Origin of the sequence: Agromyces sp. Leaf222 (assembly GCF_001421565.1) — a bacterium.
In the GTDB taxonomy this organism is placed as follows: Bacteria; Actinomycetota; Actinomycetes; order Actinomycetales; family Microbacteriaceae; genus Agromyces.
The window spans coordinates 2966824-2980679 of the sequence record NZ_LMKQ01000001.1; the positions used below are offsets into that span (position 1 = coordinate 2966824).

The following is a 13856-nucleotide window of genomic DNA, read 5'->3' on the forward strand; positions in this document are numbered from 1 at the left end:
CCTAAGTCTGACATACCGGCTCGCGGCATCCGAACCGGCGGGGCATTCACCAGACGAGCGGATGCCGCGGCGCACGCCGCAGCCGACGCTCGAGCTGCGCCGCGAGCGCGAACAGCACCGCCTCGCCGCCGGGACGCCCGATGAGCTGGACGCCCATGGGCACGCCGGCCTCCGTGACCTCGACGGGCACCGTGATCGCCGGCAGCCCGGCGACGTTGACGAACGACGTGAACGGCGTCACCTGCACCTGCTGCGCGAAGTTGCGTTCGCCGTCGACCGCGTCGTACCAGCCGACGGCCGGCGGCGTGAGCGCGAGCGCGGGCGTGAGCACAGCGTCGTACGAGGCGAACCTCGTGATCACGCGCCGTTCGAAGTCCGACAGCCACGCGAGCGCCTCGGCGAGCTGCCTGGACGGCAGCGCACGTCCGCGATCGACGAGCCACTGCGTGAGCGGTTCCAGCAGTGCGAGCCGCTCGTCGTCGACGGGGATCGTCGCGGCCCCCGCCTGCCAGATCGTGCGGAACGCGTCGGGATACCCGGGCTCCGGCGCATCCGGAACCGCCTCGATGCCGTGCCGGCCGCCGTCGAGCACCGCGATGGCCCGATCGAGCGCGGAGCGCGCCTGGGGCGCGATCGTGATCTCGTACGCGTCGTCCCACGGCGTCTCGGTCATGACGCCGATCTGGAACCGCCCCTCGCCTCGGATCGCCTCGCCGAGGTACGGCCCGTCGTCGCCGGGCGCTCGAACCGCGTAGGCGTGCGCCGCCGGATACCCCGTCGGGGCGATCAGCCCGTCGAGGAGCAACGCGGCGTCGGCGACCGTGCGACCGATCGCCCCCACGACGCCGAGGCCGGCGAGCCCGCCGAGTCCGGAGCCGGACGGCACGCGACCGCGCGAGGGCTTGATGCCGACGAGGCCACACACCGCCGCGGGGATCCGGATCGATCCCCCGCCGTCGGAGCCGGGCGCGAACGGCAGCATGCCGGAGGCCACGGCCGCCGCCGCTCCTCCGCTCGACCCGCCGGCGCCGAGCGTCGGATCCCACGGATTGCGGGTCGGGCGCCCGACGAGCGCCTCGGTGTACGAGGGCAGGCCGAACTCGGGGGTCGCCGTCTTGCCGAGGCTGACCGCACCGGCGGCGTCGACGGCCAGCACGAGCTCGTCGGAGGCATCCGGCACGAAGCCCTCGAACGCCCGCGAGCCGAACGCGGCCGGCACGCCCTCTCGGCGGTGCAGGTCCTTGTCGGCGAGCGGCAGTCCCCAGAGCGGCGCGGGCTTCGGCACGTTGCGCGTGACGAACTCGGCGCGCTCGAGCGCGCGCTCGGGGGTCAGCGTCGCGAAGGCCGCCACCTGGGGGTCGAGGCGCTCGGCGCGTTCGAGGTAATGGCGGGTGAGCTCGACCGGCGACACCTCCCCGCGTTGCAGCAGCTGGTGCAGTTCGAGGGCGGTGTGCTCGTGCAGGTCCACCTCTCGAGCCTACGACCAGCGCGTCGCATCCTCGCCCGGCCGGTCGGGCCTGGCCTGCCGCTAGCATGGCGCCCGTGGGCACGAACCGGGTCGCAACCAGGGTCACGACCTCGATCACGCGGCATCCGCTGGTCTGGGGCGTCGGGTGGAGCATCGTGTTCGGCGTCGCGCTCGTCGTCGCGGTCGGGCTCGACTGGCACGGACTGATCGACTGGCTCCTGATCTTCCTGCTCGTGCTGCCGTCGACGATCGCGACCGTGCTCGTGCTGGCGGCGACGCCCCGGTCGCATTTCGAGGCGATGAGCTCGGTGTTCTCGCACTTCCTCGTGCGCTACCTCGCCCTCGTGTTCGGCCTGGCCGCCTGGGGCCTCTCGGTGGTCGTCGGCGCGGCCATCTCGCAGTCGATCCAGCTCGCGGCCGAGCAGCGCGAGGATGAGATCATCGGCATCGGGATCGACCTGATGCTCGTCGTCGTCCCGATCGTGGCCGCCGTGCTCTGGGGGGCGTTCGTGCTGCGGTGCGCGTGGTTCCTCGTGCGGGTCCGCGGTTGGGCCGAGGTGCCGACGGCCGACCGGGTGCCCGCGCACCTGCTCGGGACGAGACCGGCGCTGCGGCGGATCGTGGTCGGCCTCGCCCATCCCGTGCTCTTCGCGGTGACCGGCCTGGTCGTGGCGATCGCGGGGCCGTCGGCCGTCGGCGGCACCCTCGACATCACCCTCTGAGCCGTCGGGGCTACTTGAGCGAGCGCTGCAGCAGCACCGTGCCGAGCCACCGGTCGAACTTGAAGCCGACCCGGCCCATGCGGCCGATCTCGGTGAAGCCGAACTTCTCGTGCAGCGCGATCGACGCGTCGGCGCCCTGGTCGGCGATGACCGCGAGCATCTCCTTGAGCCCGGCCGCCTTCGAACGGTCGATGAGCTCGCCGAGCAGCGCCCGCCCGAGCCCCTTGCCCGCGGCGGCCGGCCCGAGGTAGATCGAGTTCTCGACCGTGAACCGGTAGGCGCGCTTCGGCTTCCACGGGGCGACCAGCGCGTAGCCGAGCAGCTGGCCCGACGGCGCGACGGCCACGATGAACGGCATGCCGAGCTTGGTCAGGTACGCGAACTTCGCCTTCCACTCCCTCAGGGTCATGGCGTCCTCATCGAAGGTGACCGTGGAGTTGGCGACGTAGTAGTTGTAGATCTCGCGCACCGCTGGCAGGTCGGCCGCCACGGCGTCACGGAGTTCGTACGTGAACGGCGCCTCGGGCTGCGGGGGCTTGCGCAGGTGCCGCGGCAGTTCCCGGCGCGGCTGGTATTCCTCCTCGAGCATGCCGACCACCCTACGCCGCGGAGGTCGCGGGCGGAGGTCGCGGGCTCCGCCGAACGGCGCGCCACGAGCGGATGTCACGGGCGGCCGTCATGAGCCGATGGGCGGATGCCGCGGCATCCGCCCATGCGATCAGTCGAGCGACCAGTCGACCGCCGCCGCGCCCTGCGCCGAGAGCAGCTCGTCGGCACGGCTGAACGGCCTCGAGCCGAAGAATCCCCGCCTGGCCGAGAGCGGACTCGGGTGAGCCGACTCGATCACGGGCGTGTCCCCGAGCAGCGGCCTCAGCTGCTGCGCGTCGCGCCCCCAGAGGATCGCGACGAGCGGGGCGTCGCGTGCCGCGAGCGTGCGGATCGCGTGGTCGGTGACCCGCTCCCACCCCCTGCCGCGGTGCGAGCCCGCCTCGCCTGGACGCACCGTGAGCACGCGGTTCAGCAGCATGACGCCGTTGCGCGCCCACGGGGTGAGGTCGCCATGGGGCGGGGGCACGACGCCGAGGTCTGCGGCGAGCTCGGTGTAGACGTTGCCGAGGCTCCGCGGCAGCGGGCGCACGTCGCGCTCGACCGCGAACGACAGGCCGATCGGATGCCCGGGGGTCGGGTATGGGTCCTGGCCGACGATGAGCACGCGCACCTCGTCGAGCGGCGTCGCGAACGCGCGCAGCACGCGATCACCGGCGGGAAGGTATCCGCGCCCGGCGGCCGTCTCGGCGCGGAGGAACTCGCCGAGCTGCGCGATCTCGAGGGCGACCGGGGCGAGCGCCTGCGCCCATCCGGCGTCGACGAGCCCCGCCTCGGCGAGCTCGTCGAGGGTCTTCACCACCTCAGGCGCCGAGCGTCGAGACGAGCACACCGCCGTCGGCGGGGAGCACACGCCAGACGCTGCCGGAGCCCACGACCCGCAGTCCGCCCTCGCCGACGATGAGCGCGGTGCGCTCGTCGATGCCGAGCGCGCTGTCGATGAGTCCGGATTCGACGGCCGCGACGAGGCGCGAGAGGTTGCCGCGTTGCGCGACGTGCGCGTCGACGGCGACGTCGACGAGTCCGATGCCGCCCTCGACCTCGAACTCGGCCCCCTCCTCGGACGGGTCCTCTGGCGAGACGACCACGCCGTCGATGCGGGATCCGCCGCCGAGCGACCCCTCTGCGGCGATCATCGCCCCAGCCGAGATGCCGAGGTACGGCACGCCAGACGCGACCTGGCGCCGCAGCTCGCCGAAGACCGGCTCGATGCCGGCGCGGACCTGCTCGACGATGCCCCCGCCGACGGCGATGCCGTCGACGTCGGCGATCGCGGTCGGCTCGACGAGCCCGCCGCCCTCGACGGCCGTCACGTGCGGCTCGAAGTCGCCCGCGGCCGAGAGCACCTCGACGAGCGTCTCGGCCTGCGCGGCACCGCCCGGATGCACCGACACCACGGCGATGCGGGGTCGCTGCCGGCCGGCGGCACGTGCGTGAGCGGCCGCCTCCTCGAGGAACGGCGCGTACAGCGCGGCCTGCGCGGCGCTCAACGCGCCGCCGCCGACGAGATGCACGCTCATGCGACCGACCCCGTCGCGCTCGCGGCCTGCGCCGCGGCATCCGGCACCTGCACCGGCGGCAGCGCCGACCACGGGAACACGATCCAGTCGTCGGTGCGCCGGTAGTCGAAGTCGGGCTCGAGCACCGTGTGCGACTTCGTGTAGAGCGTCGCGCTGCGCACGTCGGCGCCCGCGTCGCCCAGGATGGCGACGACCTTGGCCAGCGTGCGGCCCGAGTCGGAGACGTCGTCGACGAGGAGCACGCGCTTGCCGCTGAGGGCGGGCGCATCGAGCATCGGCGGGTGCAGCACGGGCTCGGGCAGTCGCTCGTCGACGCCCGAGTAGAACTCCACGTTGATCGAGCCGCAGGCCTTGGTGCCGAGCGCATAGGCGATCGCACCGGCGAACAGCAGTCCCCCGCGCGCGATCGCGATGACCACGTCGGGCCGGAACCCGGAGCCGAGCACGTCGGCCGCGACCTGGCGCGAGGCCTCGGCGAAGTCGTCCCAGGTCAGGATCTCGCGGCGGATCCCGTCGTCGGCCGTGCCGGCGTCATTCGCATCGAAGGTCATGCCCCAAGGGTACTGGCCGCGACCTCGACGACTCGGCCGGCGACCGAACGTCCGCCGCCGCCGGACGGGCTCACCGTCCGGGCTCGCCGCTCCCCGCCTCGCCGTCGCCGAGCTCGACGTCCGCGGCATCCGCGATGAAGCCGCCTTCGGCCTCGGGCCTCGGCAGCCCGGTCTCGGGGTCGAGATGGACACGGTGCTGGCGCACCTGGCTCACGCGCTCGTTGATGTAGGAGATGATCGTCGCCGACGCGGTGCCGACGATGACGACGCCGCCGGCCATCAGGAAGACGGCGTAGAAGCGGCCCTCGGTCGTGACCGGGTACATGTCGCCGTAGCCGACCGTCGCGATCGTCACGATCGCCCACCAGATCGCATCGCCGAACGTCGTGATCGTCGCGCCCTCGGCGTACCGCTCGGCCTGCAGGGTCGCGAGGGCGATGAAGTACACGAAGACGATCGCGTAGCTCGCCGCGTAGATGACGATGTTCGCGCGCACCGCGGCGCCGCTCCGGCGCTGCAGGTAGGGCACCGCGTGCAGCAGCGTGAGCACCCGGAACGCACGGAACACGGGCACGAGGGCCGACAGCACGTCGATCGGGTGCGACCTGACGAACGCCCAGCGAGCGCCCTTCGGCGTGAGCACGATGCGCACCGTGACATCGGCGACGAAGACGAGCCAGGCGAGCACGAGCGTCCAGAAGAGCACGGTGTCGGGCCCCCGCGGGATCGACGGGGTGAGCACGTACACCGAGTACGCGACGATGAACGCGACGCCGAGCACGACCAGCGGCATGGTCGTGCGACGCTCCCAGGCGATGCGCCTCGGAGCGTGGACCGGCGGCGCGGCGGCCATCAGTCCTCCGCTCGCACGACCAGCGGCCCCTTGGCGACGAGGTGCGGCGCGGACTGCGCGACGGGCTTCACCACGATGAGGTCGAGGTCGACGTGCCGCGGCTTCGTGACCGCGTCGACGATGACCTCGGCGATGTCCTCGGCCACGAGCGGCTCGGGCACGCTCGAGTAGACGGCGTCGGCCCTCGCCCGGTCGCCGCCGAAGCGCACGAGGGCGAACTCGTCGGTCTTCACCATGCCCGGCGCCACCTCGATCACGCGGAGCGGTTCGCCGTTGAGCTCGAGCCGCAGCACCTCGGTGAGCGCGTGGGCGGCGAACTTCGCCGCGTTGTACCCGCCGCCGCCGACGTACGCCGTGTGACCGGCGATGGAGGTCACGTTCAGGATGTCGGCGACGCCGCGCTCCTGCGCACCACGGCGCAGCAGCGGCAGCAGCGCCGAGATCACGCGCTTGACGGCGAGCACGTTGACCTCGAACATCCACGCCCAGTCGTCGGTCGAGGAGCCCTCGACGCTGTCGAGCCCCTTCGCGCCGCCCGCGTTGTTCACGAGGGCGTGCACGCCGCCGGTCGCCTCGAGGTGGTCGCGCAACGCCTCGACGTCGGCCTGCACGGTGAGGTCGGCGACGAACACCGACGCCCCGGTCTCCGCGGCGAGCGCCTGCAGCCGGTCCTCTCGGCGGGCGACGCCGACGACGTCCCAGCCGGCCGCCCTGAAGGCGCGAACGGTGGCCGCTCCGATGCCCGAACTCGCACCCGTCACGACCACACGCAGTTCACTCATGCGCCCATTCTGCCGTGCGACGAGCGGATGCCGCGCGCAGGCGTCGCGCCGTGCCGCGACGCATGGACGACCGGTCACCGGGTCGTGCCCCGGCGCACCCCGGCCTGCGACCGCACGCCGACCTGCGACATCCGGCGCTCTGCGCTTGAATGGACGGATGCACCGCACCGGCCCGGCTCGACCTCAGACCAGGCGACGCGTGCCGCTCTGGGACAACGCCCGCTGGATCGCGATCACGCTCGTCGTGATCGGACACGGCATCCTGCCGTTGATCGCCGAGTCCGACAGCGCATACAGCGTCTACCTGTTCATCTACTCGTTCCACGTCGCCGTCTTCGTCACGGTCAGCGGGTACTTCGCGAAGTCCGGGCCGCCGAACGCGAAGGCGCTGCGGCAGATCATGACCGACATCGTCTTCCCGTTCTTCATCTTCGAGACGATCTGGAGCCTCATCAAGTGGCTCCTCGGCGGCGAGTTCGCGCTCGACTTCACGACCGCGTCGTGGACCCTCTGGTTCCTCATCGCGCTCGCCGTGTGGCGCATCGTGCTGCCCTACCTCGTGCTGCTGCGATATCCGCTCATCATCGCGATCCTCATCTCCATCGGCGCGGGGTACACCGAGACGATCGACTCGACGCTCGCGCTCTCGCGCACGCTCGGCATGCTGCCCTTCTTCGTGTTCGGCTGGAAGCTGCGGCAGTGGCAGGTGACCGACCGCTGGCTCGACCTCCGACCGGCGGTGGCCTGGCGGTGGCGGGCGGGTGCGATCGCCCTGCTCGGCGTCGTGCTCGCGTTCATGCCCGCGACGATCGAGACCCTGCGCGACCTGAAGCTGCGACGGTTCATGCTGTACGACGAGTCGTACCAGGCGATCGGCTACGACGAGCCGTGGTCGGGCGGCATCCGCCTCGTGCTGCTGCTCACCGCGATGCTGCTCACCGTCGCGTTCCTGCTGCTCATGCCGCGCGGAAAGCACTGGTTCACGGCCTTCGGCGGCGCGACGATGTACATCTACCTGCTGCACACGTTCGTGCTCTATCCGTTCCGCGAGACGCCGGTGCTCGCGGGCGACCAGCCGTTCTGGGTGCTGCCGGCGATGATGCTGTTCTGCATCGGCCTCTCGATCGTGCTCGCGCTGAAACCGGTGCGGCGGGTGTTCCGCCCGCTGGTGCAGCCGCGAGCCCGCTGGCTCTTCCGGCCGGAGCCGTCGACCGCGACGGGCACGATCGTGCTGCCGCCGCTGCCCGACGAGCGCTGACCCGACCGCGCGTGACGGGCCGTGACGCCGTGTTTCGCGGCCCGTTGCCGCTCGTGCGGCGCGAACGTAGCGTGGCTGCATCGCGGCGAGCCCGCGCCACGATCCCAGAAGGAGAGACCACGATGAGCGAACGCGCCGCCGACTGGCGTTTCGAGACCAAGCAGGTGCACTCCGGGGCAGCGCCCGACCCGGTGACGCACGCCCGCGCGACCCCGATCTACCAGACCACGTCCTACGTGTTCGACAACGCCCAGCACGCGCAGAACCTGTTCGCGCTGGCCGAGTTCGGCAACATCTACACGCGCATCATGAACCCGACGCAGGCCGTCGTCGAAGAGCGCCTCGCCGCGCTCGAAGGGGGCACCGGAGCCCTCCTCGTCGCATCGGGCCAGGCGGCCGAGACGTTCGCGGTCCTGAACATCGCGCAGGCGGGCGACCACATCGTCTCGTCGAGCTCGATCTACGGCGGCACCTACAACCTCTTCAAGTACACGCTCGGCAAGCTCGGCATCGAGACCACGTTCGTCGAGAACCAGGACGACGCCGAGGAGTGGCGCCGCGCGGTGCGCCCGAACACGAAGCTCTTCTTCGCCGAGACCATCGGCAACCCGAAGATCAACGTGCTCGACATCGAGCTCGTCGCGGGCATCGCGCACGAGGCGGGCATCCCCCTCATCGTCGACAACACGATCGCGACGCCGTACCTGATCCGCCCGTTCGAGCACGGTGCCGACATCGTGGTGCACTCGGCGACGAAGTTCCTCGGCGGCCACGGCACGGTCATCGGCGGCATCATCGTCGACGGCGGCACCTTCGAGTGGTCGAAGAACGTCGACAAGTTCCCCGGCCTGACCGAGCCCGACCCGTCGTACCACGGCGCCAGCTACACGGCCGCGGTCGGCGACCCCCTCGCGTACATCATCAAGGCGCGCGTGCAGCTGCTGCGCGACCTCGGCGCGTCGATCGCCCCGGCGAGCGCATGGCAGCTGATCCAGGGCATCGAGACGCTCTCGCTGCGCATCGAGCGTCACGTGCAGAACACGCAGGAGATCGCGGAGTGGCTCGACAACCACCCCGACGTCGCGAGCGTCAACTACTCGGGCCTGCCGTCGAGCCCGTGGTACGCGGCCGCCAACAAGTACGCCCCCAAAGGCGTCGGCGCGGTGCTCTCGTTCGAGCTCAAGGGCGGCGTCGACGCCGGCCGTGCGCTCGTCGACAACCTCGACCTGTTCAGCCACCTGGCGAACATCGGCGACGTGCGCTCCCTCGTGATCCACCCGGCGTCCACGACGCACTCGCAGCTCACGCCCGAGCAGCAGCTCACGACGGGCGTCACGCCCGGGCTCGTGCGCCTCTCGGTGGGCATCGAGAACGTCGAGGACCTCAAGGGCGACCTCGAGGCCGGCTTCGCGGCGGCTCGCGCCGCGACGGCGGCCGCGCGCCTCTGACCGACAGGGGCCGGGCCCCGACACGATCGACGGCGGATGCCGCGGGCGAACGTTCGCCCGCGGCATCCGCCGTTCGTCGTCGCAGACGTCGTAGCACACGTCGGAGCATCGACCGCGCCGTGGCCGGCCGTCGAGCCGGTCGTGTAACAAAGCACCGAGCCGACCCCGCATTCGGGAGAATCGAGACCATGGACTGGCAGACCACCGCAGCCGCAGCGCCGGCGCCGCTCATCCCTGAGGCGAGCGCGCCCGCGGCGGCCGGTCGTGCACCGGTGACCGGAGCCTGGCGGGCCGGCGACCCGGTCGGCGACCGCCGCTTCGTGCAGATCGGCGACCTGGGGCTCGAGTCGGGCCGTGTGCTGCCCGGCATCCGCATCGCGTACGAGTCATGGGGCGAGCTCTCCCCCGCGCGCGACAACGCCGTGCTCGTGCTGCACGCGCTCACGGGCGACAGCCACGTGGTCGGGCCCGCGAGCGCGGCGCACGCGAGCGCCGGATGGTGGCCCGGCGTCGTCGGCCCCGGCCTCGCGATCGACACCGACCGATGGTTCGTGGTCGCCCCCAACGTGCTGGGCGGCTGCCAGGGCTCGACGGGCCCGGCGTCGCTCGCGCCCGACGGCACCGAGTGGGCATCCAGATTCCCGCTCGTCACGATCCGCGACCAGGTGCGCGCCCAGATCGCGTTCGCCCGCGAGCTCGGCATCGAGCGCTTCGCCGCCGTCGTCGGCGGTTCGATGGGCGCCATGCACGTGCTCGAGTGGGCCATCGAGGCGCCGGCCGCCGTCGAGCGCATCGCCGTGCTCGCCGCGCCGCCCGCCACGACCGCCGACCAGATCGCCCTGAACTCCGTGCAGCTCGAGGCCGTTCGCTCCGATCCGGCGTTCCGCGACGGCGACTACTACGACGCTTCCGACGGCGTCGGGCCGACCCGCGGCCTCGCACTCGCCAGGCGCATGGCGATGCTCAACTACCGCACGGCGGCCGAGCTCAACGATCGGTTCGAGCGCAGCTGGCAGAGCGACCTCGACCCGCTCGGCGGCGGGGGGCGATTCGCGGTGGAGTCCTACCTCGACTTCCACGGCAACAAGTTCACCCGCCGGTTCGACGCGAACAGCTACCTCGTGCTCACCGAGGCGATGAACTCCCACGACCTCGCACGAGGGCGCGGCAGCGTCGCATCGGCGCTCGCCCGCATCGAGGCGAAGAGCCTCGTGCTCGGCATCGACAGCGACCGGTACTTCCCGCTCCCCGGGCAGGTCGAGCTCGCCGCCGGCCTGCCGCACAGCATCCACGGCCCCGATCCCGTGATCGTGCGCTCCGAGTACGGCCACGACGCGTTCCTCGTCGAGCACGAGATCGTGGGCGCGGCGATCGCGCGCCTGCTCGCCGCCTGACCTCCGGCACGGCTCTCCGGTACAGTTCGAGAAGGCGGAGCGGCCCCGGGTTCGAACCCCGGGCGGACCGCCGCCCGGCTCCGGCCGGGTTCCGACCGTGACGCACACCGATGAGGGGGTGCCGTGAAGCGCATCCACAAGGAACGCGACCGCCTGCTGCGACGTCTCACGCGCATCACCGGCCTCGCGGGAGCCATCGGCGCCTTCCTCTGCATCCTCGTTCCCGGAGCGGCGACCACGCCCGAGTTCGCGATCGCGGCGGCCATCTCGATCGTCCTCGCCGGGCTGCTCCTCGTGCACACCGCGCGGGGCTCGCTCGCCGCCGCACTCGGCGTCGTCGCGGCATCCGTCGCCCTCATCCTGACCCTCGGCGCCGCCCCGGTGCTCGACCCGGCCACCTCCACCGCCCTCGCCGTGACGGGCGGCGTCACCTCGGCCTCCGTCGCCGCGCCGCTCGTCGTGCGCCGGCGGGGCGTGCTGCTCGTCTGCGTGCTCGCGGCGGTGCTCACCCTGTCGATCGCGACGGTCGCCGTCACCTCAGGGCATTCGATGATCGACGTGCTCGTGACGACCGTGACCGGCTGGGCGGCGCTGGCCGTGCTCGGCGCCTGGCTCGACAACGGCGTCCGCATCGCGGAGGCGCGCATCGGCGAGGTCGGTCGCGCGCACGAGGCCGAGCGCATCGCCAGCGAGCTCGAGGCGCAGCAGCGCCAGGATGCACGCGTGCTGCACGACACGGTGCTCGCGACGCTCTCGCTGCTCGCGCACTCCGGCGTCGGCGTCAGCGCCAACGCCCTTCGCGACCAGGCCGGCGACGACGCCCGCCTCCTTCGGCAGCTGCGCCTCGGCGTGCCCCTCGACAACGGGTCGAACGCGATCTTCTCGCCCGGCTCCGACGACGACCTGCTGAGCACGACGTTCGAGTCGGTGCGCCAGCGGTTCGTGCGCATGGGCCTCGACGTCGGCTGGCACGGCGCCGGCCAGCTGGTGCTGCCGAGGGAGACCCTCGACGCCCTCGTCGGCGCCCTCGGCGAGTGCCTCGAGAACGTGCGCCGCCACTCGGGCGTCACCGAGGCCGACGTCACCATCACCGACGACGAGCACACCGTGCGTGCCATGGTCACCGACGCGGGCGAGGGGTTCGAGCCCGACTCCGTCGACCCGGCCCGCCTCGGGTACGCCGAATCCGTGGTCGGCCGCCTGAACGCCGTCGGCGGCCGCGCACGCGTCTTCTCGTCGCCCGGGTCGGGCACGACCGTCATGCTGGAGGTGCCGAAGCCGTGAGCACCAGATCTCCGAGAACCGCCGCGACGATCGGCGAGCACTCGTTCCTGCGGCCCGCCCGGTCGGCCAGCGCGGCGAGCAACATCCGCTCGAGCCACGGGGGGCGCCGGCTCGCGATCGGCGCGACGATCGCCGCGGGCCTGCTCGTGCTCGGTCACCTCATCCGCGCCTTCGTGATGGCCCCCTACTTCCCGCCCGGACTCGGGCCGTGGCCCGGCTGGCTCSCCCTCCTGGCCGTCGTGGCCGTCGGGTGCATCGGCTGGCAGGTGTTCCGCGGCATGCCCGACTGGTTCTACGTGCTCCTCCTCGTCGGGCTCGTGGCCCCCGTCTGGCTCGACCTGCAGGCCACCTCGGGGCTCGCGACGTTCGGCGTCACGCCGACCGCCGCACCCGCGATCGGCGCGGTGCTCATGCCCGTGTCCACGATCCGTTCGCGCATGCTGCCGATCGTCGTGGCCTGCGGTATCGCGGTCGCGCTCCTCGTCGACGCGCTGATGCAGGTCGGCACCGCCGGGTCCGCCGTCGTGCCGCTGCTCGCGCTCGCGGGCGGCACGGTGCTGCCGCTGGCGCTCACGGTCGCGATGCTGAGCGGGTTCAGTCGGCTCGTGCGGCACGAGGCCGACCTGTCGCTCGTGCAGAGCACGGTCGGCACGGCGCGTTCGGCGGTCGGCATGCGCGCGTCCGAGGAGCTCGCGAAGCTCGACTTCGACGCCGAGAACCTGCTCGAGGACGTCTCGGCCGGCCGCATCGGCCTGCCGCTCTCCGATGACGACGCCGCCCGCGCGGGCGAGCTCGCCGCCCGGCTGCGGATCCGGCTCATCGAGGGGCGCAACGACACCTGGCTCAAGCACGCGGTCGCGGAGTCGCAGTACCTCAGCGGCCGGGTGCAGGTCGACGATCCGACCGGACTCGCCGGCCCGCTGTCGGCCACGCAGCGCGAGGGCCTGCTGCTCGCGCTCTGGCTCCTCGTCGCCGACCCGGTGAAGCCCTCCGCGGTTCCCGCCTCGGTCAAGGTGCGGTGCCGCGAACCCGACGAATCATCTGTCGACGACGCCGACGTCGACGACCTGCACGTGGCGACCTCCGTGGACATCACGGTCGAGGTCGACGGCGTCATTCATCGTCGCGTCGACCCCGCAACGTGGGATGCAGTCGCTAATGTCGGAATGCACCAGTTGGTTCCCGCTGCATCGGGGTTCCGCATCGAGATCACCTGTCGCATCGAACCCGAGGCGCTCGCGCCCGGCCAGCGTCACCCGGCTGGCCGACCGATAGAGGAGAAGTCGCATGGCTGAGACCGATGAACCCATCCGATTGGCGATCGTCGACGATCACCGCATGCTGCTCGGCGCACTCTCGGAGTGGCTGCGCGGCTCGGCGTCCGACATCGACCTCGTCGCGGCGGTCCCCTCGTGGTCCGAGCTGCTGGCCCACCCCTCGTTCCCGGTCGACGTGGTGCTGCTCGACCTCGACCTGCGCGACAACATCCCGGTCTCGCTGAAGCTGTCGATGCTGAAGTCCGCCGGCGTGCAGACCATGCTCATGAGCACGTACTCCGAGCCGGCCGTCGTGCGCGAGGCGCTCGGCTCCGGCGCGCTCGGCTTCATCGTGAAGTCCGAGCCGGTCGAGAACATCGTCGAGGCGATCCGCGCCGCCCGCAACGGCGAGACCTACCTCACGCACGAGCTCGAGGTCGCGCTCGCGGCCGAGGGCACGGTGCCGAAGCTCTCGGCGCAGGAGCGTCGCGTCATGGCGCTCTACGGCGCCGGCCAGCCGGTCAAGGCGGTCGCCTTCCAGCTCGGCATCTCCGAGGAGACCGCGAAGAGCTACCTCAAGCGCATCCGCGAGAAGTACCGCCTGTCGGGCTTCGACGTCGGCACGAAGGTCGCGCTGCGCAAGCGCGCGATCCTCGACGGCATCCTGCTGCAGTCCGACTGAGCGAGCGGATGCCGCGGCGCGGCGTCCGCTGA

The 13856-nt window shown here is 72.0% G+C and carries 14 protein-coding genes; 7 read left to right on the forward strand and 7 right to left on the reverse strand.

Annotated elements, in window-relative coordinates; all coding sequences use genetic code 11:
* Window positions 1-46: 46 nt before the first annotated feature.
* Complete coding sequence (locus ASE68_RS13325) at window positions 47-1468, reverse strand: amidase (protein WP_055859496.1); 1422 nt, start codon at window positions 1466-1468, stop codon at window positions 47-49.
* A gap of 74 nt (window positions 1469-1542) precedes the next feature.
* Here ASE68_RS13325 and ASE68_RS13330 point away from each other — a divergent pair, with 74 nt between their 5' ends.
* Entirely contained in the window at window positions 1543-2190 is a 648-nt protein-coding gene (locus tag ASE68_RS13330; RefSeq protein ID WP_055859499.1) for a hypothetical protein, read from the forward strand.
* A gap of 10 nt (window positions 2191-2200) precedes the next feature.
* Here the strand turns inward: ASE68_RS13330 and ASE68_RS13335 are convergent, their stop codons facing one another.
* The 6 genes from ASE68_RS13335 to ASE68_RS13360 form a co-directional block, all read right to left on the reverse strand.
* Window positions 2201-2779, reverse strand: coding sequence for a GNAT family N-acetyltransferase (locus ASE68_RS13335; protein ID WP_055861363.1), 579 nt, complete (start codon window positions 2777-2779; stop codon window positions 2201-2203).
* A 129-nt stretch (window positions 2780-2908) separates the two neighbouring features.
* Window positions 2909-3598, reverse strand: a complete 690-nt coding sequence (locus tag ASE68_RS13340) for a uracil-DNA glycosylase (RefSeq protein WP_055859502.1) — start codon at window positions 3596-3598, stop codon at window positions 2909-2911.
* Window position 3599: 1 nt separating this feature from the next.
* Window positions 3600-4316 carry a Type 1 glutamine amidotransferase-like domain-containing protein gene (locus tag ASE68_RS13345; protein WP_055861367.1) on the reverse strand — a complete coding sequence of 239 codons (717 nt, stop codon included), beginning with the start codon at window positions 4314-4316 and terminating at the stop codon, window positions 3600-3602.
* Window positions 4313-4867, reverse strand: a complete 555-nt coding sequence (locus tag ASE68_RS13350) for a phosphoribosyltransferase (protein ID WP_055859506.1) — start codon at window positions 4865-4867, stop codon at window positions 4313-4315. Before ASE68_RS13350 ends, ASE68_RS13345 begins: the two co-directional genes overlap by 4 nt.
* Window positions 4868-4937: 70 nt before the next feature.
* Window positions 4938-5720: a potassium channel family protein gene (locus tag ASE68_RS13355; RefSeq protein WP_055859507.1), complete on the reverse strand. Its 783-nt coding sequence runs from the start codon at window positions 5718-5720 to the stop codon at window positions 4938-4940.
* Entirely contained in the window at window positions 5720-6502 is a 783-nt protein-coding gene (locus ASE68_RS13360) for an SDR family NAD(P)-dependent oxidoreductase (RefSeq protein ID WP_200921715.1), read from the reverse strand. The genes ASE68_RS13355 and ASE68_RS13360 overlap by 1 nt, the downstream gene beginning before the upstream one ends.
* A gap of 157 nt (window positions 6503-6659) precedes the next feature.
* Between ASE68_RS13360 and ASE68_RS13365 the strand changes: the two genes are divergently transcribed.
* The 6 genes from ASE68_RS13365 (at window position 6660) to ASE68_RS13390 (ending at window position 13824) form a co-directional block, all read left to right on the forward strand.
* Window positions 6660-7760: an acyltransferase family protein gene (locus ASE68_RS13365; RefSeq protein ID WP_082462239.1), complete on the forward strand. Its 1101-nt coding sequence runs from the start codon at window positions 6660-6662 to the stop codon at window positions 7758-7760.
* A gap of 122 nt (window positions 7761-7882) precedes the next feature.
* Window positions 7883-9208, forward strand: coding sequence for a bifunctional o-acetylhomoserine/o-acetylserine sulfhydrylase (locus tag ASE68_RS13370; protein ID WP_055859516.1), 1326 nt, complete (start codon window positions 7883-7885; stop codon window positions 9206-9208).
* Between the two features lie 188 nt (window positions 9209-9396).
* The gene (locus ASE68_RS13375) at window positions 9397-10602 is read left to right on the forward strand and encodes a homoserine O-acetyltransferase (protein ID WP_055859521.1); all 1206 of its coding nucleotides are present in this window, start codon (window positions 9397-9399) and stop codon (window positions 10600-10602) included.
* Between the two features lie 123 nt (window positions 10603-10725).
* Window positions 10726-11886, forward strand: a complete 1161-nt coding sequence (locus tag ASE68_RS13380) for a sensor histidine kinase (RefSeq protein ID WP_055859523.1) — start codon at window positions 10726-10728, stop codon at window positions 11884-11886.
* Window positions 11883-13181, forward strand: coding sequence for a hypothetical protein (locus ASE68_RS13385; RefSeq protein ID WP_055859526.1), 1299 nt, complete (start codon window positions 11883-11885; stop codon window positions 13179-13181). Before ASE68_RS13380 ends, ASE68_RS13385 begins: the two co-directional genes overlap by 4 nt.
* A complete protein-coding gene (locus ASE68_RS13390) occupies window positions 13174-13824 on the forward strand; it encodes a response regulator transcription factor (RefSeq protein ID WP_055859529.1) in 651 nt (216 codons plus the stop codon). Before ASE68_RS13385 ends, ASE68_RS13390 begins: the two co-directional genes overlap by 8 nt.
* Window positions 13825-13856: the final 32 nt, after the last annotated feature.